Source organism: Streptomyces sp. NPDC048338, assembly GCF_043201055.1.
GTDB lineage: Bacteria > Actinomycetota > Actinomycetes > Streptomycetales > Streptomycetaceae > Streptomyces.
This window is the reverse complement of record NZ_JBICYQ010000002.1, coordinates 549,403-572,082: the sequence shown is the minus strand read 5'-3', so window position 1 is coordinate 572,082 and position 22,680 is coordinate 549,403. Positions and strand designations below refer to the sequence as shown.

Here is a 22,680-nt window from a genome sequence, read left to right as displayed (position 1 = left end):
GCGCCGGGACGGTCAGGGGCACGGCGCAGACGTCCGGACGGGCGGGGGCCGTGCCACCCGGGGCCCACCGCCCGACGGGCCGCCCGACGAGCAGCGGCCACAAGCCCTCAAGCCTGCTCGGCGCGGGGGTGCGGCGGCTCCCCCAGGCGGCGGCAGGCGGAGGCGAGGTCGACGACGTCGGCGTACTTGGAGTCGAGGTCGAAGAGGTTGCCTTCGTGCGGGCCGGCGTCGCGGTCGGCGACGGCGTCGCGGACGACGATGGGGCGCAGCCCGTACTGGAGGGCGTCCAGGGTGGTGGCGCGCACGCAACCGCTGGTGGAGAAGCCGCCGATGACGACGGTGTCCACACCGAGAACGTTCAGGACGTCGCGCAGCCGCGTCTCGAAGAAGGCGCTCGGGTAGTGCTTGCGGATGACGATCTCGCCGGGCTCCGGCGGGCAGATCGGGGTGAAGGCGGCGTGTGGACTGCCGGCGCGGAAGGCTTCGAGGCCCGGGACCTTGCGGGCGAAGTGAGGTGCGTCGGCCCCCGGTTCGGCGTCGTAGTGCACGGCGGTGAACAGGACGGGGAACTGGGAGCGCCGTGCGGCGCGGGCCAGGCGGGCCATGGCGTGCAGGGCGGCCTCGGCGGTGCCGAGGTGGAGGCGGCTGTCGGGGGCGGCGTAGGCCTGGACGGGGTCGACGAGGAGGACGGCGGGGTGTTCGCCCCACCCGATGCGCCGGCCGAATCCGGCGGCTTCGTAGTCGTCTGCCAGGGGTGGGCCGGGCATGTCAGATCACTCCGTCCGCGGTGAGCTTGTCGCGCTCCTCGTGGGTGAGGCCGAGGAGGCCGCCGTAGACGTCCTCGTTGTGCGCACCGAGTTCGGGGCCCGCCCAGCGGACGGAGCCGGGTGTCGCGGAGAGCTTGGGGACGACGTTCTGCATGGGGATCTCGCCGAAGTCGGGGTGCGGCAGGCGCACGATGGCCTCGCGGGCGGCGAAGTGCGGGTCGGTGAGCATGTCGGCTGCGGTGAAGGTCTTGCCGGCGGGAACGCCCGCGGTGTGCAGGGCGCCGAGCAGGGTGTGCGCGTCGTGTCCGGCGGTCCACGTGGTGATGAGGTCGTCGAGTTCGCTCTGGTGGGCGCCGCGCGCGGTGTGCGTGGCGTACCTCGGGTCGTCGGCCAGGTCGGTGCGGTCCATGACCTCGGTGAGGCGGCGGAAGACGGTGTCCTGGTTGGCGGCGATGAGCACGGCGGCTCCGTCGGCGGTCGGGTAGACGTTGCTGGGGGCGACGTTGGGCAGGACGGGGCCGGTCCGTTCGCGCTGGTAGCCGCCCACCTCCCACTCGGGCAGCAGCGACTCCATGTAGGCGAGGACGGCTTCGTACAGGGCGGAGTCGACGATCTGGCCGGTTCCGGTGCGGGTCCGGGCGTGCAGGGCCATGACGGCGCCGTACGCGGCCATGGTGCCGGCGAGGGCGTCGCCCAGGGAGACTCCGGTACGGGACGGGGGCCGGTCGGGTTCGCCGGTGATGTGGCGGATGCCGCCCATGGCCTCGCCGATGGAGCCGAAGCCGGCGCGGGGCGCGTAGGGGCCGTCCTGTCCGTATCCGGTGACGCGGACCATCACGAGGCCGGGGTTGACGGCGCGCAGCTCCTCGAAGCCGAGGCCCCAGCGCTCCAGGGTGCCCGGGCGGAAGTTCTCGACGAGGACGTCGGCCCGGGCCACGAGGCGGCGCACGAGCTCCTGGCCCTCCGCCCGGCGCAGGTTGCAGGTGACGGACTTCTTGTTGCGGGCGACGACGGGCCACCACAGGGACTTTCCGTAGGGGCGCTCGCGTCCCCACTGGCGCATCGGGTCGCCGCGCCCGGGGTCCTCGAGCTTGATGACCTCGGCACCGTGGTCGCCGAGGAGCTGGCCGCAGAAGGGACCGGCAAGCAGCGTGCCGGTCTCGATGACACGGATGTCGGAGAGGGGTCCACTCATGCCGCGAGTGTAGATTTGGGAAACAGTGTTTCGCTAGAGGAATCGACGCGGCAGAATGCGCGCATGGACGTTTCCCTGGACCACCGCGTGCACGACTCCCCGGACGTCCGCTCGTCCGGGCACCCCGGCGGCACCTCCACCGAGCCGCGCGGCGGGCCCGGGGTGGTGGAGGTGGCCCCGCGGGACGGGCTGCAGAACGAGGCGACACCGCTGTCCCCCGTGCAGCGCGCGGACCTGATCGCGCGGGCCGTCGCGGCCGGCGCGCGCCGGGTGGAGGCCGTGGCCTTCGTCCACCCCGACCGGGTGCCGCAGATGGCGGGCGCGGAGGAGGTGATGGCGCTGGTGGAGCGCGTCGAGGGGGTGCGCTACAGCGGCCTGGTGCTCAACGCCCGCGGCATGGAGCGGGCGAGCGCCAGCGGCGTGGACGAGGTCAACTACGTGGTGGTGGCGAGCGATACGTTCTCCCGGCGCAACCAGGGCGTCGGCACCCGCGAGGCGCTGGCCGCCTGGGAAGCGATCGCCGCCCGCGCGCACGCGGACGGGATCGGGCGCTCGCTGACCGTCGCGGCGGCCTTCGGATGCCCTTTCGAGGGAGAGACGCAGGAGGCGGCCGTGGTGGAACTGGCCCGGATCGGGGCGGAGTCGGGCGCCGAGGAGCTCGTACTGGCCGACACCATCGGCGCGGCCGCGCCCGACGCGGTCACCCGGCTGCTCACGGCGGTCCGTGAACAGGCGCCCGGTGTGGTCCTGCGCTGCCACTTCCACAACACGCGCAACACCGGCTACGCGAACGCGGTCGCGGCCGCGGCGGCCGGCGCGTCCTGGCTGGACGCGTCCCTCGGCGGCATCGGCGGCTGCCCCTTCGCCCCCGCCGCCACCGGCAACATCGCCACGGAGGACCTCGTCTACCTGCTGGGCCGGATGGGCATGGACCCGGGCATCGACCTGGAGGCGGCCGCCGAGGCCGGGACCTGGCTGGGCTCGGTGCTCGGGATCGCGGTCCCCGCTCTGCTGGGCCGGGCGGGACCCTTTCCCGGGGCGGCGCCCGGGGTCTCCGGAGCACCGCGGGGGGTGGAGTAGCCGTGGGCGCGCATCCGCACGGGACCTGGATCCTGCTCCATCTGCTGCTGTTCGTCTTCTGGCTGGGCGGCGACCTCGGCGTCTACGTGTCCAGCCGGTACGTCCTGAGACCGGACCTGCCGTTCGCCGCCCGCTCGACCGCCCTGTCGATCATGGGCGGGCTGGACCTCGGCCCCAAGATCTGCCTGGTGCTGACCCTGCCGAGCGGCGTCACGCTGATGGCCCTGGAGCCGCACGGTGCGGGACGCCTGCTGAACGGCTGGTCCGCCGGGGCGACATGGCTGTTCGCGGCGCTCTGGCTGTGGCTGACCGTCCGCGAGCACCACCATCCCGGCCGCCACCCCTGGACACGCCGGGCGGACTGGACGCTGCGGGTGCTGCTGACGGCCTCGCTGTGGGGCGTCGGCCTCTACACCCTGCTGACCACCGAGCCGTTCGGGGTGGACACCGATCCGCGATGGCTCGGCGGCAAGGTGCTGCTGTACGCGACGGCGATCGCCTGCGGGCTGGGGATCCGGCTCACGCTACGGCCGTTCGCGGGCGCGTTCGGGGAGCTGGCGCGCTCGGGGAGCGGCGAGCGGGTGGAGCGTGAGCTGCGGCGGGCCGTCGACGGCTGTGTGCCGTACGTGGTGGGGATCTGGTCGTGCGTCCTCGCGGCCGCGGCGCTGGGCGTGCTCAAGCCCGGCGCCGACCTCTGATCCGGCGCGGGCCCGGGGGTTCAGCCGACCCCGGGCCGGAATCCGAACTCGGCCGAGAGGCGCTCCGTGCTGGCCATCAACAGGGGGGCGCACTCGGCCATGCGCGGCTTGAAGCGGGACTGCGGACCGGCGAGGCTCACCACCGCGATGACATGGCCGTCGTACCCGAAGACGGGCGCGGCGAGCGAGGCGGAGCCGCTCTGCCGCTCCCCGACGGACGTGGCGTAGCCGCGGCGCCTGACGGCCGACAGCTCCTTGCGCATGCGCTCGGGGTCGGTGATGGTCCGGTCCGTGATCGCGTCGAGCGCGTGGCGCTCGAGGTAGGTGTCGATCTCGGCGTCGGGCAGGAAGGCGAGAAAGGCCTTGGAGGAGCTGCCCGCGTGCAGGGGCAGCGGGATCCCGAGGGCCACCTCCATGCGCAGTTCCTGCTCCGGGACGACCTGGTCGACGTAGAGCCGGGTGTCCCCGCGGCGGATGGAGAGGGTCGCGGTCTCGCCGCACTGGGCGGCGAGCCGGCGCAGTTCGGGGGCGGCGAGCACGCGCAGGTCGGTGCGGGCGAGATAGGCGCGTCCGAGCGAGATCGCGGCCGGACCCAGAGCGTAGCGGCGGGTGACGGGGTCCGCGATGATCAGGTCGCGGTTGCGCAGGGCCGTCAGGACGCGGTGCACCGCGGCCTTGGTGATGCCGAGTTCCTGTGCGATCTCGGTGACCCCGAGATCGGGGCGGCCGCTGCGGCCGAACATCAGCAGCACGTCCATGGCCCGCTCGACTGCGGCGACGGACCGGCTGCTGCTCGTCTCCTCGGTCACGGCTGTCCTTCTGCGCGATGGGCTCGGGAAACGACGGTCCCTCGTCGTTCTCCCCGACGTGCCGACAGCATAACGTCGATTTCCCCATGGGAAACAGCGGGTTCGCGGATGTCGGATTCGTTGACAGCGGCGAGAGCACGTCGTTACCTTGGGAGAAACGGCGTTCCACTAGAGGAAACACGACCAATCGGGGGTTCGATGACCGCAGTCATCGACAAGGCGACGTTCCGTCAGGTTCTGTCCCGGTGGCCCAGCGGCGTGGGAATCGTCACCACGGCCGGTGCGGACGGGTGGCACGGAATGACGGCGAGTTCCTTCAGCAGTGTGAGCCTCGCACCACCGCTCGTCCTGGTCTGCCTGGACCGGACGATCCGCTCCCACCAGCTGCTCACGCGCAACGGCGTCTTCGCCGTCAACGTCCTGGGCCGCGACCACCTCGCCCTGGGGCGGAGGTTCGCGGGGATGGAGCCCGGTGTCACCGACCGCTTCGGCGCGGGCGACTGGCTCCCCGGCGCCACGGGCAGTCCCGTCCTGACGGACTCGGCCGCCTGGGTGGACTGCCGTGTGCTGCACCGGTATCCCGGCGGTGACCACACCATCTTCCTGGGCGAGGTGGTGGCCGCGGGTGTCCCCCGCCTCACCTCCCCCCTGCTCTTCCATTCCCGGTCCTGGGGCCAGTTGGCAGACCCGCTGCCCGACCGGGTGGACCTGGCCGACACCTGCCTGGCCGACGCGACGGCCCCGCACGCCGCGCGGCTGGCCCGGGCACTGCGGCTGGCGGGCGTGCGGGTGCGCCTGGGGACGTCCGCGGGCGCGGGCGCGGCAGGCGCCGACAGCATCGGCTGCTCCTCGGTCCACGTGGCCGACCACGGCGGCGCCGCCGACGCGGCGACGGCCGGCTCCCCCGCCGTGGAGTTCACCGTGCCGGCGGACGGAGACGGCGCGGGCGCCGCGGGGCTGGTCCGGGCGGTATGCGACACCGGCCGTCCGGACACGCTGGTGGTGGCCCGGATCCGCGACGCCCTTCGCCCGGAACTGGCCCGGGCCTGCCTGCTGACCGTGCAGCGGCTGACGGCCGCCGGCTGCGGGGAGATCGTCCTGGAGGAGCCCGCGGAAGAGGCCGGTGACGGGGACGGCGCCTCCCCGCTGGCCCTGCGCCGGCTCCTCCAGGACGCGGTCCCGGAAGCCGGGGCCGTACCGCTGCGCCTCGCGCTGCGCGACCACCACGGTCTCGGCCTGGTCAACGCCCTGACCGGCATGAAAAGCGGGATCCGCTGCTTCGAGACCACCCTCGGCGACCACAGCGGGGCGCTGGCCACCGAGCGACTCGCCCTGCTCTGCTCCCGCATCGGTGTCGCCGCCCCTCTGGACGGCGCGGCGCTGCGCGCCCTGCGCGCCGAGGCCCGCGTCCTGCGCACGCAGCCGTCCGGGGCTGCCGCTCCCGGCGCCCCGCCCCGCTCCCCCGGCCCGGCCGCCGTCCACCCCGCCCCGGACCCCCAGTAAGGAGACACCGCCGATGACCACGCTCCAGCTCACGGGCGCGCACCTCCTCGACCGCATGTCGCCGGCCGAGCGGTCCCGCGCCGAGCGCGTCGAGTCCGTGCTCCCCGCCCTGCGGGAAGCAGCCGCCGACGCCGACGCGCAGGCCGCCTTCCCGGCAGGCCACACCCGGCTGCTGCGGGACGCCGGGCTGCTCGGTCTCGTCGTACCCGAGGAACACGGGGGGCTGGGGGGCGGTCTACGGGACCTCGCGGCGGCCACCTACGCCATGGGCACGGCCTGCCCCTCCACGGCGCTCGCCTACTTCTTCCACAACACCAGCGCCTCGCGCGGCCTCCTGCCGCTGGAGGCGATCCGCGCGGGCCTGTTCACGGAAGAGGAGACCCCGGTGGTGACCGCGTTCGCCGAGCGCGTCCTCACCGCGATGGCCTCCGGCTCCTGGCTCGCCAACTTCGCCAGCGAGTCCGCCAAGAGCTCCGCCGCGAACATCTCCATCGCCACCACCGCCTCGCGCGCCGAGGGCGGCTGGGTCCTCTCCGGGGAGAAGTCCTTCGGCTGCGCGACCGGCGTCGCCGACCTCTACCTCGTCACCGCACGGCTGGAGAAGACCGACACCGCCGAGGGCCTTGCCATGTTCCTCGTCCCGCGTGACGCCGCCGGTGTGACCTCCCGGCCGCCATGGAACGGGCTCGGCATGCGCGGCAGCGCCAACCACGGGATCCGGCTCGACCGGGTCTTCGTCGCCGACCCGGACGCCCTGGTCGTGCCGGGCGCCTTCACGCGCATGCTCCAGGTCAGCCGGGGCAGTTTCGTCGGCAACCAGCTCGCCATCGCCGCCGTGTACACGGGCGCCGCGCAGGCCGCCTACGACTACACGCTGGACCTGCTCACCCGGAAGACCTTCGCCGACACGGGACGGCCCATCGCGTCCTCCCCGATGCACCAGGTCCTCATCGGGGACATGACGCAGAACCTGGAGACCGCCTACCAGTGGCTGCGGCGGCAGCTGGAACTGGAGACCTCCGAGCCGCCGATCAGACCCAAACCGGAGGTGTTCAGCCAGTGGCGACTGGGCAAGGGCGCGGTCACCGAGGCCTGCTTCGCCGTCGCGCTGGGCGCCCTCAAGGCGTCCGGGACCTCCGAGGCGCGCCTGGACGGCGTCATCGGCCGTACGCTGCGGGACCTCGCGATGGGGCTCGTGATGACCTTCCCCGCCGAGCGGGGCCGCCTGGAGGCCGCGAAGATCGCCACCGAGGCCCAGGAGAACGCGCTGTTCGCGACACTGGGTGAGAACCGGTGACCCCGCCGCCGACCAGGATTCCGCCTCTGTCCCCCGCCGGGCTGCCGGTCACGGCCGACCTCGTCGACGGCACGTGGGAGGACTGCGCGGTGCGGCTCGGCCCGGAGCTGGAGGATCCGGACAGCGGTGAGGTCGTCCGCCCCGCGTTCGGCAGCTCCGCCGAGCGGGTCGAGGCGGCGCTGGCGGCCGCGGACGCCCTGCACACGTCGCGCGCCTGGTGCGGTCTGCCGGACGAGGAGCGGGCCCGGGCGCTGGAGAGCGCCGCCGCCGCGGTCGAGGAGGCCACGGAGCCCATCGTGACGGCCGAGGCCTTCGCCACCGGCGTGCCACGGACCCAGACCGCCGGCCTCGGGGTCATCCTCGCCGGCGCCTTCCTCGTCGCGGCGGCCCAGCTGCGCTCCGGGCTGCTGCGGCGCACGGTCCCCGGCAGCGGCGGCCGTCCGGTGCTGGTCCGGCGTACGGCACTCGGACCGGCGCTGTGCGTGGTGCCGTACAACGCCCCGGCGCCGATGGCCGCCCACAAGGCGGCCAGCGCGCTCGCCGCGGGGTGTCCGGTCCTCGTCAAGGCACCCGAACTGGCCCCCTACGGGACCCAGTTGCTGGTCGAGGCCGCCGCCCGGGGACTGGCGGAGGCAGGAGCGCCGCCCGCGACCCTGCAGCTGGTCCACGGGGACGCCTCGACCGGAGCCCGTCTCGTGGCGGACGAACGGGTGCGCGTGGTCTCCTTCACCGGCGGGACGGAGGCCGGCCGCAGGATCGGCGCCGTGTGCGGCATGGCCCTCAAGCCCGTGCAGCTCGAACTGGGCGGCAACAACCCGCTGCTCGTCCTGCCGCACGCCGATCCGGAGATCGCCGGCCGGATGGCGGCCGAGTTGCTGACGACGCTCAACGGCCAGTGGTGCCGGGCGCTGGGCCGGCTGATCGTGCCCTCCGCCCTGGCGCCGGCGGTCCTGGACGCGGCCGGGCGCGAGCTCTCCGCGCTGCGGGCGGGTCCACCGCTGGCGCCCGGCACCGGGTTCGGTCCGCTCGCGCACTCCCGCCACCGCGCCGCTCTGACGGCGGCCGTCCGGGAGCTGACCTCGGCCGGGGCCGCCGTCCGCACATGGACCGAAGTCCCCGCCCGCGGCAACCACTTCGCCCCGCTGCTGGTCACCGGGGCGCCCGAGCAGGCCACCCGCCGGGAGCTGTTCGGCCCGGTGGCCGCCGTGCACACCTACGAGCACGAGGAGGAGGCCCTCCACCTGGCCAACTCCACGGGCTACGGCCTGGAGGGGTACGTGTGCGCAGCGGACCCCGACCACGGCCTGCGGGTGGCCGGCCGCATCGCCGCCGGGGAGGTGAAGGTGAACGGCGCCTCGGTGATGAGCCTGCACCTGGACACGCCCCGCCCCGCCTGGGGAGCCTCCGGCCTGGTCGACGAGGGCAGCGCCGAGAGCCTGCTGCACTTCACCGGCGCCCGGGTCACGGGCGTGGAGGCGACCCGGTGAGCGCCCGATCCGGGGCCGGGCCCGTCGTCGTGGCCGGGGCGGGGCCGGTGGGGCTGACCGCCGCGCTGGTGCTGGCCCGCCGGGGCGTACGCGTGACCGTGCTGGAGCAGGGGCCGGAGCTTGCGACGGAGTCCCGTGCGTCCACCTTCCATCCCCCCACCCTGGAGATGCTGGCCGAACTGGGCGTCCTGGAGGCGCTGCTGGCGCGCGGCCTGATAGCGGGGTCCTTCCAGTACCGCGACCGGCGCACCGGGCCCGTCGCCACGCTCGACCTGTCCCTGCTCGCCGGGGACACCCCGTACCCGTACCGGCTCCAGTGCGAGCAGGACAAGCTGACACCGCTGCTCGCCGATGCCCTCGACCGCCTTCCCGGCACGGACATCCGCTTCCGGGCGACCGTGACCGGCGTGGAGCGGAGCTCGCGCGGCGTCCACGCGGTGCTGGCCGACGGAAGCCGGGTGCGCGGCGCCTGGCTGGTGGGAGCCGACGGGGCGCATTCCGCCGTCCGGCGCTCGGTGGGCGCCGAGTTCCACGGGATGACGTATCCGGAGCGGTTCCTCGTCGCCTCCCTGAGCGAGGACCTCCAGGCGGTCCTGCCCGACCTGGCGCCCATCGCCTACGTCCTGGACCCCGACGAGTGGATGGTGCTGCTGCGCACTCCCGACCACTGGCGGGTCCTGCTGCCCACTCCCGGCGGCACCCCCGACCGCGGCGAGCTGGACCGGCTGCCCGGCCGGCTCCGGGAGCTCACGGGGCGCGCGGACGGACCTGCGGTCCGGCACGCCAGTCTCTACCGCGTGCACCAGCGGGTGGCGGGCACCTTCCGCAGCGGGCGGGTGCTGCTGTGCGGTGACGCCGCGCACGTGAACAATCCGCTCGGCGGCATGGGCATGAACAGCGGGATCCACGACGCCGTGCTGATGGGCGGCGCGCTGGCGGACCTCCTCACGGGTGACGGGACCGACGAGCGGCTGACGGAACGCGCCGAGGAGCGCCGCGGCTGCGCGCTGGGGTACGTGGGGGCGGAGACGCACGCCAACTGGGAACGGCTGCGCGCCCGGGACACGGCCCGGCGGGCCGCGCTCATCGCGGAGTTGCGGGCCACGGCGGCGGATCCGGTGGCGGCGCGGCGGTCCCTGCTGCGCAGCTCGATGATCGACTCGCTGCGCGGGGCGGGGGCGTCGCCGTGACCCTTCCCGAGGCCGACACGATCACCGTGGAGAATCCCGCGTGCACGGCCCGGCCGGTGGGGAGCCTGCGGGTGCACACCGGTGCGGAGGTGGACGCCGCCGTCGCGGCGGCGGCCGGCGCGGCCCCGGCCTGGGCGCGCACGCCGGTCGCTGACCGGTCGGCGGCGCTGCTGCGGATCGCCGACGGCCTGGAGGCGGCCGCTGAGGGCCTCGCGGTGCTGCTGGCGCGGGAGTCGGGCAAGCCTCTGGGCGACTGCCGCGGCGAGGTGGGCTACGCCTGCGCGGTGCTCCGCTGGTACGCCGAACGGGCGCCGCGGCTGCTGTCCCGGCACACCGTCGACGACGCGGGCGGCCGGCTGGAACGGCGACTGCGGCCGTACGGGGTGGTGGCCGCTCTGACTCCGTGGAACGCCCCCGTGATCCTGACAGCGGTCAAGCTGGCTCCGGCGCTCGCCGCGGGCAACGCCGTGGTCGTGAAGCCGTCGCCGCTGGCGCCGCTGGCCGTGTCGGGGTTCCTCCAGGGGGCGGCGGGCGAACTCCCGTCCGGCGTGCTGAAGGTGTGTCACGGGTACGCGCGGACGGCTCTGCTGCTGGCGGGCCATCCGGGGGTGGACAAGGTGTCGTTCACCGGCGGAGCGGTGGCGGGCCGCGCGCTCGGCGCGGCCGCCGCCGAGGCGCTGACGCCGACCACGATGGAGCTCGGCGGGAACGACGCGGCCGTCCTGCTGGACGACGCGGTCCTGTCGGACGCGGATCTGGACCGGCTGGTGCTGGCGAGCTTCGCGACGGCCGGGCAGGTGTGCATGGCCGCCAAGCGGATCTACGTGCCGCGGGCCGGGCTGGGCACCTTCGCGGAGCGATACGTCGCAGCGGCCGCACGGGTCCTGCGGCTCGGGGATCCGCTGTCCGCCGACACGACGGTCGGGCCGGTGATCTCGGCGGAGGCCGCGGCGCGGGTGCGCGCGCTGGTCGCGGATGCCCGGGCGCGCGGAGGCACCGCCGTCGCACTGGGGGTGGTGCGGCCCGGGACGGACCCGGCCGCCGGGCATTTCGTGCGGCCGGTGCTGCTGCTGGGGCTGCGGGAGGACGCTCCCCTGGTCCGCGAGGAGCAGTTCGGGCCCGTGGTGCCGGTGCTGGGCTACGAGGACGAGGACGACCTGGTGGCCCGGGTCAACGCCGGGCCGTACGGTCTGGCGGCGTCGGTGTGGAGCGGCGACGAGGACCGCGCCTTCGCCCTGGCCGCCCGGCTCGACGCCGGCTTCCGCTTCGTCAACACCCACAACCGGACGGGGATGGCGCTGCGGGCGGCCTTCGGCGGGGTCAAGCGGAGCGGTCACGGTCGGGAGTACGGCGCCGAGGGACTGGCGGAGTACGTTCAGCCGGTTCTGACGCACGCCCCGTCCGCCTTCCGCCCGGGCGGCGGGGGGATGGCCCCGGGGGCGTACCCGCGGGACTGAGGGCACGGGGTCCTCGGAGCCCGGTCGCGGGGGCCGGCGCCCGGGGTCCGGGGCGGGGCCCCGGACCGGTCACCGCTCGACGTGGTCCACGACCGCGCGACGGGCCAGGCGGGGGCGCAGCCAGGCGGCCAGGGCCAGGTGGTCGGGGTGGTTCTGGTAGGCGGCGAGCGCGGCGGGGTCCGTGTGGCGGGTGGTGAGGGCCAGGTCGTAGGAGTGCTCGGCGCCGGTGATGTCGAGGCCGACGTCAAGGGAGTGGATCTGCGGGACGGAGTCCGTCAGACGCCGCAGGCGCTCGGCGGCCTGCGGGGCGTCGGCGAAATCGGTGAAACGCATCAGAACGATGTGCACCAGCACGGCACTTGCTCCTTCGCTCGATGTCGCGTCCCTCTGTCGCAGGAGGGCGCGGCGAGTGTATGTTCGGGAAACGCTGTTCCGCTAGAGGAACCGATGGAGTTCACCATGGACGAAGCGCGCACGTTCCGCGTCGCGGCCGCACAGTTCGCCGTGGGCCGGGACCGGAAGGCCAATCTGGCCGGATGCCTCAGGACGATCGACGCCGCCGCGGAGCAGGGCGCGATTCTCGTGGTCCTGCCGGAGTTCTGCAATCACCTGTCCTGGTACGACGACCGGGACCAGGCGCTGGCCGCCGCCTGCCGGCCCGGGGACGACTTCCTGGGCCCGGTCGCCGAACAGGCGGCCCGGCACGGCATGTACGTCAAGGTCCACGTCACGCTGGCCTCCGGCGGCGGCCCGACCGGGAGGGAGCGCATCACCGCGGCCGGCCTGCTCTACGGACCGGACGGCACCCTCGCCGGGGCCGCGGACAAGCAGGTGCTGATGGGCAGCGAGAACGACCACCTGGACCCGGCCACCGAGCCCGGCCCGGTCGTCCACACCACCCTCGGGCCGATCGGCCTGTACTCCTGCATGGAAGGCGTCGTCCCCGAGGTGTGCCGCGGTCTGGCCCTGCGCGGGGCGCACCTGCTGCTCAACAGCCTCAACTCGTTCGCCCTCGACGAGGCCGCACTGCACATCCCGGTGCGCGCCGCGGAGAACCGGGTGTGGGTGGTCGCGGCCAACAAGGTCGGGCCGCTGCTCCCGGCGGACCGGATCGGCGCCATCAGCGCCGCCATGGGCGTGCCGGCCGAAGCCCTCGACGGCGCGGGCGAGAGCCAGATCGTCGCCCCGGACGGCACGGTCGTCGCCAAGGCGCCCCGGTACGGGGAGGCCGTCGTCACGGCCGACATCCGGCCGGCCGCGGCCGCCGACAAGCGCAGGGCCGACGGCACCGACACCTTCGCCGTGCGCCGCCCCGCCCTCTACCGGCCCCTCGCCTCCCCGCCCGCCCCCGCCCCCGCCTTCGCCCGGACCCGCGCCGAACGGATCGAGACCGCGGTCGTCCGGCCGGCCGGCAGCGGCCGCGCGGCCGTCGAGGACGCGGCGCGGTTGGTCGGCGAGGCCGCCGGGCGGGGAGCCGCGCTGATCGTGCTGCCCGAGCTGTTCTGGTACCCGGGAGGCGTCCTGCCCGATCCGCTACGGCCGGACGTCGAGGACGCACGGGCGGTCCTGCGCGCCCTGCGCCAGGCGCTGTCGGGAAGTCCGTCGTATCTCGCCTGCACGCTCCCACTGCCCGAGGGCCACGCCGCGCTGCTCCTCGGCCCCGACGGACCGGTGCTGACGCAGCACCAGCTGCACGAGGGCGCCCGCCACCGCGGCTGGGCCCGCGCGGGCGAGGCGCGGGCGCTGCGCACCCATGACGCGCCCTGGGGCCGGATCGCGGTCGTCACAGGCGACGACGCGGCACAGCCCGAGACCCTGCGCCTCGCCGCGCTGGCGGGCGTCGACACGGCGGCCGTCTGCCTCGGCGGCGCGGCCGAGCCCTGGGAGTACGCCCTCGGCCTGCCCGAGCGGGCGGCGGAGAACCGGATCAACCTCGTGGCCGCCGGCCACGGAGCCGGCGCCGTGCACGCCCTGCCCGTGGAGTTCGGCCTGTGGCGCACGCGGGAGGCGCCCTTCGACGGCGTCATCAGCACGCCCGTCACCACGGAGGCCGGTCCCGGCCTGACCCTCGCCCCCGTACGGCCCCGCCAGGCCGAGCGGCGGCTGGTCTCGCGCGCGACGGACCTGGTCGACGGCCGGCCCTGGAGGCTGGCGGACGCCCTGGTGGCGCCCCGGCCGACCGCGGCCCTCGCGCACCGCACGACCGATCGATGACCCACGCCCGCCATCCCGCCATCCAAGGAGCGCTGTGAGCGACGTGTCGGAGACACTCAAGGCCGTCCAGGACATGACGGACGAAGCTCCCGTCACCGATGTGACCGAGACGTTCGTCCAGTGGCAGGAGCTGCTTGCCGAACTCAAGGAGAAGATCGACGCCCGCTTCGAGCTGCGCCGGGACCCCTCCACCGAGGAGCTGGAGACCTTCGGCGCGCGGGCCGACGGCCCGCGCGGCTCCCTGGCCGGCTACACCGGCCCCGAGATCGACTGGATGATCCACTCCTGGGTCGGCGACCCGGAGCGAGGCTTCGTCAACCTGCACCTCACCGTCTGGCTGGGCCCGCACGTCCGCGTCCCGCACCTGGGGATCGCCCTGCTGTGCTGGCCCGGCGGCTGGTTCTACCTCGACTCCGTGCCCCGGGCGAGCCTGGTGGCCGACGGCGACTACTACGACCGCTACTACGCCCCCGCCGAGGAGGAGTGGCTCGCGGTCCGCGAGGAGTACAAGGACCTGACCTGGTTCACCAGCCGCGCCGGCTTCATCCGCGGCAGCCTCTCCCCCACCGCCTACTGCTACTCGATGCCCCGCGACGAGCGGCACATCGGGCTGGTGCGCCGCCTGATGCACGAGCAGGTCGACCGCTGGCTGACCTGGGTGCAGGAGGCCGAGCCGGTACCGGCCGCCGAGCGCGGGGTGCTGGCCGCCGCCGACCTGGAGATCCGGCGCAACATCGTGGAGCGCGATCCGGCGAACGTGATGGGCGTGCGGTACTTCGGCGAGCAGGTGACCGACCGGCTGGTGCGTGCCCTGTGGGGCGGCGACCGGAACCTGCCGAGGCCGTCGTGAGCCGGGTCCGGTCCGAGTGGCGGGCCTGCCGGGTGCCCGGTCTCAAGGAGCCCTACGACACCGCGCACCTGCGGGTCTTCTACCCCGCCCGCGCCACCGGGTCCGACGCCGAGCGGCTGACGGGGGTGGTCGCGGCCGATGCCGGGCGCGCCCCCTTCCCGCTGGTGGTGCTGCTGCCCGGGATCAACGTCCCGGCCGACTCCTACCGCTGGCTGGCGGTGCTGCTGGCCCGGCGCGGCTTCGTCGCGGTGACGCCCGAGCTGGTCGGGGAACTCTTCGGCGGGAGCCACGGGGTGACCCCCGGCATCGACCTGGAGGCCTGCGCCCCCGGAACCTACGGGAGCCGGGCGACGACCCCGCTGATCGGCGCGGTGCTCGGGGCCCTGGCCGAGTCGGCTCCGCGTTCGCCGCTGGACGGGCTGCTGGACCTGGAGCGGGTGGTGGTGGGCGGGCACTCGGCCGGCGGCACCGTCGCGCTGCAGTCGGCCGCCCATGTGCCCGGGCTGCGCGGGGTTTTCGCCTACGGCGCGCACACGCAGGTGGCGGCCGCGCTCGGCCATCCGCCGGGCACGGTGCTCCCGGTCGGCGCGCACGTGCCCGTCCTGCTGATGTCCGGCGAGAACGACGGGGTGATCGCGGCGAGCGCCGACCGCTACGCCGCGCCGGACGCGGACGCCGACCCCGTCGCCCGCACCTTCCACGAGGCGCTGACGGACGCCGGCGGTGCGCACGCCTGGGTCCGGATCGCCGGGGCGGGCCACTTCACCCTCTGCGATCCGGTGGACGCGACCAGCGCCCGCGGCTTCCTGGAGGCCCCGGAGCCGGAAGGGAGCGGCGCCCGCGCCCTCGCCGGCCACCTGGTGGCGGCGTTCTGCGCGGCGGTCATGCCGCCGGGGCGGCCGGCCGCGCCGAACCCCGACGACGACGCGGAGTTCGGCGCGCTGCTGGCGCCGCCGCACCCCGGACTGCTCGACGTACGGCGGCGCTGATGTCCGCCCCCGTCCCCCGCCGGCCGTTCCCGCCGTGCCGAGACCGAAGCCGAACCTCCCGAGAGCGCGAGGTGCTCCACTGATGCTGAAGAACTTCTGGTACGCGGTCGAGTTCTCCGACCGTGTCACCCGCAAGCCGCTGAAGGCCGTGTGCCTCGGCCAGTCCCTCGTCCTGTACCGCACGGCGGCCGGGAGGGCGGTCGCGCTGTCGGACCTGTGCGCGCACCGGGGGGCCGCGCTCTCCGCGGGCACCCTCAAGGACGACTGCGTCGTCTGCCCCTACCACGGCTGGCGCTTCGACCCGGAGGGCGTCTGCACCGCGATCCCGGCCAACCAGCCGGGCCGCGGCATCCCGAGGAAGGCGCGGGTCGACTCGTACCCGGTCCAGGAGCGCTACGGCTTCCTCTGGGTCTTCCTGGGCGACCTTCCCGAGGAGGAGCGGCCGCCGATCCCCCACTGGCCGGAGTTCGAGGACCTGGTCCGGGACGGCGGCCGGTTCAAGGCGGTCACCGGGGAGTTCCTGTGGCACTCCAACTACGAGCGGGTGCTGGAGAACGGCTGCGACATCGCGCACACCCCCTTCGTCCACGCGGGCTCCTTCGGCAACCCGGACCGACCCGACGTGGAGGAGTACACGGTCGAGCAGCCCGACGAGTGGTCGGCCTTCGCGACGGTGGCCCTGCACCCGCCCGCCGCCAAGGGGCTGTGGGCGAAGCTCTACACCGACCGCCGATCCCAGGGCAAGGACCGTCCTCCGGTGGTGACGACGGCCGGATGGATGCTGCCCAACCTGATCAAACTGCACGTGCGGCTGCCGCTCGGCAACATGGTCATCTACGACACCAACATCCCGGTCGACGAGACCACCACCCTGGTGAAGTGGGTGGCGCTGCGCGACTTCTTCACCGGGGACTGGGCCGACAAGAACGCCCGCAAGCGGGTGCTGGGCATCTTCGACCAGGACGCCCCGGTGGTGGACGGGACCCGTCCCGAGCTGCTGCCGGCCGATCTCGGCGCCGAGCTGCACCTGCGCTCCGACATGATCTCCGTCGCCTACCGCCGGCGCCGCCAGGAACTCGCGGCCAAGGGCTGGGCGGTGAGCGACGCCGACCGGATCCTCGGTGACGTCCCGGCGCGCAGCGCCACCGTCATCGCCTCGCCGGCCCGGCGGGCGGTCCCGGAGCTCGCCCGCGCCTGGGAGCAGAAGGCCCAAGGTTTCCACCCGACGGTCGAGGGGGCCCAGTCCCCGGCACCGGACCGTGAGAAGGAGTAGCCCCATGACGTCCCCCCTTCCCGCCCTCGCCCCCTCCGCCGGCGCCTCGACGCCCGCGGCCCGGCTCTCCCGGACCGTGCTGGACGCCCTGCTGGCCGGTACGGCGCTCCGGGAACGGCCCACGCCCTGGACCGTGCTGACCTCCCCGGCATCGCCGGATCCGGTGGGCTCCGTACGCTACTTCCGCGATGCGGACCGGGACAGCGGCGTCGACGCGGCCGTCGCCGTGTCCCTCGTGGTGCCCGCCCTCGGGCTCGACAGCCACATGGTGTTCGCCTTCGGCGACGGCGACGGCCCGCTGCCGCACTTCACCCTCGACTCCGTGCAGGCGGGCGGCGGTTACGCCTTCCACCTGGACCTGGTCCAGCGCGTCGACCTCGCCGTCAGCCCCGCCTACGCCGACCTCGTGTACGGGCCGCTGACCGCGCCGTTCGCCCGCGCGGCGGAGATCCCGGGCCTGACCCCGGCGGCGATCAGCCCGCGCCAGCGCTCGCTCATGTCCCCGTGGATGCTCGTGCACCGCGCCGACGAGCCGGCGCTGTCCGCCGTCACCCCGATCGCCGCGGAGTACCTGCGGCATTGGCTGGAGCTTGCCCGGGCGTTCCCCGCCGACGCCGCAGGGGAGGCCGAGGAGGGCGACGCGCCGGTACGCGACCGGCGGCTGCGCCAGGCCCTGTTCAGCCGGGAGATCGACCCGGTGTGGGCGCAGGTGGACCGGCTGCTGGGCCCGGCGACGACCGACGGCCTGCGCGGGCTGCTGACCACCGGCAGACTCGCCGGCGAGGAGGCCGGGGCATGAGCGGCAACGGGAGGACCGCCCCGGCCCCCGGTCCGAGCACGTGGCAGCGGCGCATCGCCGGGGAATGGCACGGCCGGCCCTCCCTCTTCGACGCCCAGGGGACGTGGTGCGGGTACGAGGACATCCGCCGCTCCTCCGAGTTCAGCGACGGCCGCACCCTCTACCGGATGGACGGCGGTCTGTGTCAGGGCGGCCCGCTGGCCGGCCGGTTCCAGCTCGCCGCGCCGTTCGCCTTCGGGGTGAGCGACGCCGACGACAACCGGCTCTACACCGGGCCGGACTTCCACGGCAGCGGGCAGCCGTACGGCTCCTTCGTCGACGCCCACTACTACGGCCCTGGCTGGCAGGTGGCGCTCAACACCTGGAACCACGTCCTGCCGGACGGGCGGACCCAGGTCTACTCCTCGGTGCTGCACCAGGGCTGGACCGTGATCGGCTGCTTCAACGGCGTGTACGTGCGGACCACCGACCACGACACCGACGAGGCCACCCGGGCGCACGTCGCCCGCCACCTGGCGGCCGAGACGGACGCCGGCCCGGTGCCGTGGATCCTGCCCACCAAGCAGCCCGGCGCCTTCACCGGCTCGTGCGAGCTGTGGAGCGCGGAGCAGAAGCACCTGGGGGAGGTGGAGGTGGAGATCGCGGTGCGGCCCGTGGACCTGCTGCGCGCCCGCCACGACGTCACCTGGCGGGGGGCCGGACTCGACCGGTCCTTCACGGTGGAACGGCGCCGCGACGGGACCCGCGAGTTCTGGGAGGGCCCGGACGCCTGGGGCAACGCACAGGCCTTCGGGCGGGCCTCCTTCCCGCTGTGGCACTTCACGGACGGGGACGTGCACCGCGTACGCGGCCGGGAGTTCGCCCTGGACGCCCGCCCCGGGATGGCGGCCGGCGGCCGCCTGGCCGTCACCTACGAGCTGTTCGGCGGGAACGTGCTGGCGGCCGTCCTGCACGGGGTACTGGACTGGGAGGCCGCGTCATGACCTCGACGGTGGTCATCACCGGCGGCACCCGCGGCATCGGCCACGGCCTGGTCCGCGCGTTCCTCGACCGCGGCTGCCGGGTCGCCTTCTGCGGACGGAGCCCGGCCGGTGTCGAGGCCGCCCTCACGAGCCTGGGGAGCGGCGCCGACGCCGTCGGCCACACGGCGGACGTGACCGACCGCGCCGAGGTCGCCGCACTGTGGGCGGCTGCCGAGAAGGCGTTCGGCCCGGTCGACGTCTGGATCAACAACGCCGGGGCCACGACGGCCCGCAAGCCCCTGTGGCAGCTCGACCCCGGCGAGGCCGACGCCGTGACGGCGGTCAACCTGCGCGGCGTCGTCAACGGCAGCGCGGTGGCCACCGAGCACTTCCTGCGCCAGGGCCGCGGCCGGCTGTGGAACATGGAGGGCTTCGGCTCGGACGGCCGGACCCTGCCCGGCCTCAGCGTGTACGGGGCCGGCAAACGCGCCGTCACCTACCTGACCGGCGCGCTGGCGGCCGACCTGGAGCGGGAGCGGGAGACCCGCCCCCACGACGTGCGGGCGCTGCTGCTGTCGCCCGGGATCGTGGTCACCGACCTGCTGCTGCACGACTACACCCCGGCGGAGTACGCGACGGCCCGGCCGGTGCTGAACATCCTGGCCGACCGGGTCGAGACGGTCACCCCGTGGCTGGCGGATCGGGTGCTGGCCGACCGGACGGCCAACGGCGGCCGGGTGGCGTGGCTGACGCGCCGCAGGGCGGCCGGACGCTTCGCGACGGCCGCGCTGCGCAAGCGGTCGGTGCTGCCGCGGGAGCTGCCCTCCCCGGCGGACCCGGAGGGGGCCTCATGAGCGGAACCCTGGACTATCCGCTCGCGCTCGCCGTCGAGGACTTCGTCCCGGTCGTCCTGACGGGCCTGGGAGCCGCCCTGCTGACAGGCCCGCTGCGCCGGCACAGCGCGCGCACCGGGCTCACCGGCACGGTCGGCACGGCGCTGATCCTCCTGGGAGGGCTCTCCAAGGCCGTCTGGAAGCTGGTGGTGGCCCTGGACGGCCCGGACCTCCAGGTCCTGAACAAGGCGCTGTTCCCCTGCCTTTCGGCCGGCTTCCTGCTGCTCGCGCACGCGCTGCTGACCCTGCCCGCCGCCCGCGGTCCCGAACCGGCGGGCGGGCGCCTGACGCCGCCGCTGTGGGGGTTCGCCGCGGCCTGGACCGCCACCGGCGTCGTCGGGCTGCTGCTGACGTCGACGGCGCCGCACCTGGTGCTGACCATCGTGGCGGTCACCGTGTGCGCGGTGCGGCTGATCCTGCTGGCGCGCTCCGACCGGGACGCGGTGGCCGCGGCCGCGGGCGGGCTGTGGCTGACCGGCATGTACGTCCTCGGCCCGCTGGCGGCCCGCCCCGATCAGAGCGTGGCGCTCCAGTGGGTGGAGCAGTCGGCGAACACCCTCACACAGGGGGCGCTCGTCCTGCTCGCGTGGCGGCTGGCGAGGCTCCGGCGCACGGCCCCGTCCCCCGCTCCCTCCCCCTCCTCCCCTCCGGCCGAACGGCGGCGCGCATGACGGACAGTCTCGGCTGGCGGCGCAAGTTCGGCGTCATCGCCCCCAGCACCAACACCATCGTGGAACCCGACTTCGCCCGTATGGCCGTGCCGGGGGTGACCTCGCACTTCTCGCGCATCCACATCCGCGACCAGAACATGGACCGGGACGCCGGCATGGAGAGACTCCTGGAGCAGATCCGCGACGAGATCGGCGCGGCCTGCGAGCGGGTGCTGACCTGCGAGCCGGATTACATGGTCATGGGCATGAGCGCGGAGACCTTCTGGGGCGGTGTCGAGGGCAACAGGGCGTTCGTCAAGCAGATCCACGACATCACCGGGCTCCGGGTGGCCACCGGCGCCGAAGCCTGCGAGCGGGCACTGCGCCTGTTCGGGGCGCGGCGGATCGCCGTGGTGACCCCGTACCAGCCCGTCGGCGACGCCAACGTCGACCGGTTCTTCACCGAGCTCGGCTTCGAGGTGGCCGGCATCACGGGCCTGCGCTGCCCGACGGCCGTGTCCATCGCCCACGTGACGGAGGCCGAACTGCGCTCCGCTCTGGTCGAGCTGGCGGCGCTGCCGGACGTCGACGCGATCGTGCAGTGCGGGACGAACCTGTCGATGGTCTCGCTCGCCGACGAGGCGGAGCGGTGGCTCGGGCTGCCCGTGATCGCCATCAACGCCGCCACGTGGTGGATGGCGCTGCGGGACAACGGCTGCCACGACACGCTGCACGGCCACGGCACCCTGCTGCGGGAGCACTGAGCCCGGACCCCGCGGCTCCGCCGCGCCCGCTCTCCCACCCCCCACAACCCGATGAGGTACCTCGTGCCCGCACTGCTCCGCCCGGCCATGGCCGTGCTCATCGCTCTCGCGCCCCTGGCGGCCACACCCGCCGGCGCTTCCGCGCCGCCCTCCGCGGCTCCCTCCTTCTCCCCGCACACGGTCGACCCGGACCTGGCCGGCGCGGCCTTCGCGGTGACGGGCAACGTCGAGGGGGACCCCCGGCAGGAGATCGTCGCCACGGGGTTCGGCCGTTTCACGGCTGTTCCCGGCGGCCCGCCCCTGCCCCCCGCGGCCGGTCGACTCGCTGTCTACCGGCAGAGCGGGCGAGGGCTCGACTCCTGGTCGAAGCGGCTGGTCTTCGACACCGACGCGGCGATCCCCTTTCCCAACGAACCGGCCCTGTCGGACGTCGACCGCGACGGCGACCGGGACATCGTGGTCCCGGGCGGGTTCTTCCGGTGTTCGACCCCGTGCGGGTCCCTCACCTGGTGGGAGCAGCGAGGCGCCGGGACCTGGAGACGCCATGACGTCGTGGCGCCGGGCAGCTCGCCGCTGTTCTACCACCGCGCTCTGCTGGTCGACTTCGACCGTGACGGCCGGCGCGACCTGGTGACGGTCGGCGAGTCCGCCCGGCCCGTCACCCGGATCGAGGGCCAGGCACCGGCGAACTCCTGGATCCAGGTCTTCCGGGGTACGGACGGCCCCGAGCGATTCAGCAGCGAACCGGTCGACATCGCCCCCGGTGGCGGCGCGCTCCCCGTCGTGGAGGACATCGACCACGACGGGGACCTCGACCTCGCCTCCCCGCAGTACTTCGAACCCGGCGCCGCCTACATGTGGCTGGAGCGCACCGCCGCGCGAAGCCCGCGGCACCCCATGGGCGAGTTCGCGCGCCACGTCATCGACACCACGCAGGGCCGGGCCATCGCGCTACGGCCGGTGCGCAACCTCTACGGCGACGGCCGGACGACGTGGGTGGGCGCCAACCACACGAACACGGCGTTCCCTCCGGGCTCGACCGAGCCGGCCTCCCAGGTGGTCGCCTTCACCGTGCCCGTGGATCCGCGCACCGCGTGGACCCCGATCGCCTTGTCGAGCGGCATCACGTCACGGGGGCGGGCCGGCCAGGCCGCGCCCGGTGTGTTCGGCAGCGGCGATCTGGACGGGGACCGGGACACCGACCTCCTGGTGTCCGGCGACGGTGACGACCGTCTGTTCTGGCTGGAACAGGGGGACGGTCGCAGCTTCACCACCCATGTCCTGGCGACCGGCGCCGGTCAGGCCGGAGGAGCGGTGGTGACCGATCTCGACCACGCGTGGCCGCTGCGCAACGAGGCCGTGTTCACCGTCTTCGAGTCCGACAGCCTCGTGGTCTGGACGCGCGACTGACCCGCTGCCGCCGCGCAGGGCGTCGAGCCGATCCCCGGTGGTGCCCACCGGGGATCGGCTCGGCGCAGTCCGCCGGATCGGCACCGCGCGCGCTCGGAGCGAGACGTCGCGTCCGACAGGACCAGGGCCTGGTGCGAAAGTCCCTCCCCCTGGGCTTCGCCCGGGAGGTGCCCCCCACCTCGCGACGCCTGGCACGCACTCCCCCGTAGCCCTTCGGGCACGGGAGGGCCCCCACACCGCGTTGTCGGGATCGCCCGAGTACGCCCGGTACGAGGGCGACCCTCCGCCTTGCGAGCGCACGCACCAGACGCCGCCAGGCCCGCCCTCCGGGCGGACGGCGCTACTTTCGCAACACGCCCTAGGCGCCGGTGAGGCCTTCGCTCGAACGGCTCG

Annotated in this window: 21 protein-coding genes; 17 read left to right on the top strand and 4 right to left on the bottom strand. The window is 74.6% G+C overall.

Going from position 1 to position 22,680, the window contains the following annotated elements:
• Positions 1–107: 107 nt before the first annotated feature.
• The gene (locus ACGFZF_RS07170; protein WP_393551665.1) at positions 108–767 is read right to left on the bottom strand and encodes an isochorismatase family protein; all 660 of its coding nucleotides are present in this window, start codon (positions 765–767) and stop codon (positions 108–110) included.
• A gap of 1 nt (position 768) precedes the next feature.
• Positions 769–1,962 (bottom strand): CaiB/BaiF CoA transferase family protein, encoded by a 1,194-nt coding sequence (locus ACGFZF_RS07165; RefSeq protein ID WP_393551663.1) that lies wholly within the window; start codon positions 1,960–1,962, stop codon positions 769–771.
• A 63-nt stretch (positions 1,963–2,025) separates the two neighbouring features.
• On the opposite strand from ACGFZF_RS07165, the gene ACGFZF_RS07160 reads away from it, so the two are divergent.
• Complete coding sequence (locus ACGFZF_RS07160) at positions 2,026–3,042, top strand: hydroxymethylglutaryl-CoA lyase (protein ID WP_393551661.1); 1,017 nt, start codon at positions 2,026–2,028, stop codon at positions 3,040–3,042.
• Between the two features lie 2 nt (positions 3,043–3,044).
• Positions 3,045–3,740 (top strand): hypothetical protein, encoded by a 696-nt coding sequence (locus tag ACGFZF_RS07155; RefSeq protein ID WP_393551659.1) that lies wholly within the window; start codon positions 3,045–3,047, stop codon positions 3,738–3,740.
• Between the two features lie 20 nt (positions 3,741–3,760).
• On the opposite strand, the gene ACGFZF_RS07150 is transcribed toward ACGFZF_RS07155, so the two are convergent.
• Positions 3,761–4,549 carry an IclR family transcriptional regulator gene (locus ACGFZF_RS07150; RefSeq protein WP_393551656.1) on the bottom strand — a complete coding sequence of 263 codons (789 nt, stop codon included), beginning with the start codon at positions 4,547–4,549 and terminating at the stop codon, positions 3,761–3,763.
• 108 nt (positions 4,550–4,657) lie between these two features.
• Between ACGFZF_RS07150 and ACGFZF_RS07145 the strand changes: the two genes are divergently transcribed.
• Genes ACGFZF_RS07145 through ACGFZF_RS07125 form a run of 5 tightly spaced genes read left to right on the top strand, consistent with a single transcriptional unit; the run spans position 4,658 to position 11,483 of the window.
• A complete protein-coding gene (locus tag ACGFZF_RS07145; RefSeq protein WP_393551654.1) occupies positions 4,658–6,052 on the top strand; it encodes a flavin reductase in 1,395 nt (464 codons plus the stop codon).
• A 13-nt stretch (positions 6,053–6,065) separates the two neighbouring features.
• On the top strand, positions 6,066–7,349 hold the full coding sequence (locus ACGFZF_RS07140) for an acyl-CoA dehydrogenase family protein (RefSeq protein ID WP_393551652.1): 1,284 nt from the start codon (positions 6,066–6,068) through the stop codon (positions 7,347–7,349).
• Positions 7,346–8,836: an aldehyde dehydrogenase family protein gene (locus ACGFZF_RS07135; protein WP_393551650.1), complete on the top strand. Its 1,491-nt coding sequence runs from the start codon at positions 7,346–7,348 to the stop codon at positions 8,834–8,836. Before ACGFZF_RS07140 ends, ACGFZF_RS07135 begins: the two co-directional genes overlap by 4 nt.
• Complete coding sequence (locus tag ACGFZF_RS07130) at positions 8,833–10,026, top strand: FAD-dependent oxidoreductase (RefSeq protein ID WP_393551648.1); 1,194 nt, start codon at positions 8,833–8,835, stop codon at positions 10,024–10,026. The genes ACGFZF_RS07135 and ACGFZF_RS07130 overlap by 4 nt, the downstream gene beginning before the upstream one ends.
• Complete coding sequence (locus tag ACGFZF_RS07125; RefSeq protein WP_393551646.1) at positions 10,023–11,483, top strand: aldehyde dehydrogenase family protein; 1,461 nt, start codon at positions 10,023–10,025, stop codon at positions 11,481–11,483. Before ACGFZF_RS07130 ends, ACGFZF_RS07125 begins: the two co-directional genes overlap by 4 nt.
• Positions 11,484–11,552: 69 nt before the next feature.
• On the opposite strand, the gene ACGFZF_RS07120 is transcribed toward ACGFZF_RS07125, so the two are convergent.
• Complete coding sequence (locus tag ACGFZF_RS07120) at positions 11,553–11,837, bottom strand: Dabb family protein (RefSeq protein ID WP_393551644.1); 285 nt, start codon at positions 11,835–11,837, stop codon at positions 11,553–11,555.
• Positions 11,838–11,942: 105 nt separating this feature from the next.
• Here ACGFZF_RS07120 and ACGFZF_RS07115 point away from each other — a divergent pair, with 105 nt between their 5' ends.
• From ACGFZF_RS07115 to ACGFZF_RS07070, 10 genes are all read left to right on the top strand, one after another.
• Positions 11,943–13,697, top strand: a complete 1,755-nt coding sequence (locus ACGFZF_RS07115) for a nitrilase-related carbon-nitrogen hydrolase (RefSeq protein WP_393551642.1) — start codon at positions 11,943–11,945, stop codon at positions 13,695–13,697.
• Between the two features lie 34 nt (positions 13,698–13,731).
• The gene (locus ACGFZF_RS07110) at positions 13,732–14,547 is read left to right on the top strand and encodes a hypothetical protein (protein ID WP_393551640.1); all 816 of its coding nucleotides are present in this window, start codon (positions 13,732–13,734) and stop codon (positions 14,545–14,547) included.
• Complete coding sequence (locus ACGFZF_RS07105) at positions 14,544–15,536, top strand: dienelactone hydrolase family protein (protein ID WP_393551638.1); 993 nt, start codon at positions 14,544–14,546, stop codon at positions 15,534–15,536. Before ACGFZF_RS07110 ends, ACGFZF_RS07105 begins: the two co-directional genes overlap by 4 nt.
• An 82-nt stretch (positions 15,537–15,618) precedes the next feature.
• Positions 15,619–16,809, top strand: coding sequence for a Rieske 2Fe-2S domain-containing protein (locus ACGFZF_RS07100; RefSeq protein WP_393551636.1), 1,191 nt, complete (start codon positions 15,619–15,621; stop codon positions 16,807–16,809).
• Between the two features lie 4 nt (positions 16,810–16,813).
• Positions 16,814–17,608, top strand: a complete 795-nt coding sequence (locus ACGFZF_RS07095; RefSeq protein WP_393551634.1) for a hypothetical protein — start codon at positions 16,814–16,816, stop codon at positions 17,606–17,608.
• Positions 17,605–18,591, top strand: coding sequence for a hypothetical protein (locus tag ACGFZF_RS07090; RefSeq protein ID WP_393551632.1), 987 nt, complete (start codon positions 17,605–17,607; stop codon positions 18,589–18,591). Before ACGFZF_RS07095 ends, ACGFZF_RS07090 begins: the two co-directional genes overlap by 4 nt.
• Positions 18,588–19,424, top strand: a complete 837-nt coding sequence (locus ACGFZF_RS07085; protein ID WP_393551630.1) for an SDR family NAD(P)-dependent oxidoreductase — start codon at positions 18,588–18,590, stop codon at positions 19,422–19,424. The genes ACGFZF_RS07090 and ACGFZF_RS07085 overlap by 4 nt, the downstream gene beginning before the upstream one ends.
• The gene (locus tag ACGFZF_RS07080; protein ID WP_393551628.1) at positions 19,421–20,134 is read left to right on the top strand and encodes a hypothetical protein; all 714 of its coding nucleotides are present in this window, start codon (positions 19,421–19,423) and stop codon (positions 20,132–20,134) included. Before ACGFZF_RS07085 ends, ACGFZF_RS07080 begins: the two co-directional genes overlap by 4 nt.
• Positions 20,131–20,877, top strand: a complete 747-nt coding sequence (locus tag ACGFZF_RS07075; protein WP_393551626.1) for an arylmalonate decarboxylase — start codon at positions 20,131–20,133, stop codon at positions 20,875–20,877. Before ACGFZF_RS07080 ends, ACGFZF_RS07075 begins: the two co-directional genes overlap by 4 nt.
• 63 nt (positions 20,878–20,940) lie before the next feature.
• Complete coding sequence (locus ACGFZF_RS07070) at positions 20,941–22,287, top strand: FG-GAP repeat domain-containing protein (RefSeq protein WP_393551624.1); 1,347 nt, start codon at positions 20,941–20,943, stop codon at positions 22,285–22,287.
• Positions 22,288–22,680 lie beyond the last annotated feature (393 nt).

Bases quoted from the DNA above. Each gene is read 5' to 3' on its own strand.
- ACGFZF_RS07170 (WP_393551665.1), bottom strand. From the start codon at position 767: ATGCCCGGCCCACCCCTGGCAGACGACTACGAAGCCGCCGGATTCGGC.
- ACGFZF_RS07165 (WP_393551663.1), bottom strand. From the start codon at position 1,962: ATGAGTGGACCCCTCTCCGACATCCGTGTCATCGAGACCGGCACGCTG.
- ACGFZF_RS07160 (WP_393551661.1), top strand. From the start codon at position 2,026: ATGGACGTTTCCCTGGACCACCGCGTGCACGACTCCCCGGACGTCCGC.
- ACGFZF_RS07145 (WP_393551654.1), top strand. From the start codon at position 4,658: ATGTCGGATTCGTTGACAGCGGCGAGAGCACGTCGTTACCTTGGGAGA.
- ACGFZF_RS07140 (WP_393551652.1), top strand. From the start codon at position 6,066: ATGACCACGCTCCAGCTCACGGGCGCGCACCTCCTCGACCGCATGTCG.
- ACGFZF_RS07115 (WP_393551642.1), top strand. From the start codon at position 11,943: ATGGACGAAGCGCGCACGTTCCGCGTCGCGGCCGCACAGTTCGCCGTG.
- ACGFZF_RS07100 (WP_393551636.1), top strand. From the start codon at position 15,619: ATGCTGAAGAACTTCTGGTACGCGGTCGAGTTCTCCGACCGTGTCACC.
- ACGFZF_RS07095 (WP_393551634.1), top strand. From the start codon at position 16,814: ATGACGTCCCCCCTTCCCGCCCTCGCCCCCTCCGCCGGCGCCTCGACG.
- ACGFZF_RS07090 (WP_393551632.1), top strand. From the start codon at position 17,605: ATGAGCGGCAACGGGAGGACCGCCCCGGCCCCCGGTCCGAGCACGTGG.
- ACGFZF_RS07085 (WP_393551630.1), top strand. From the start codon at position 18,588: ATGACCTCGACGGTGGTCATCACCGGCGGCACCCGCGGCATCGGCCAC.
- ACGFZF_RS07080 (WP_393551628.1), top strand. From the start codon at position 19,421: ATGAGCGGAACCCTGGACTATCCGCTCGCGCTCGCCGTCGAGGACTTC.
- ACGFZF_RS07075 (WP_393551626.1), top strand. From the start codon at position 20,131: ATGACGGACAGTCTCGGCTGGCGGCGCAAGTTCGGCGTCATCGCCCCC.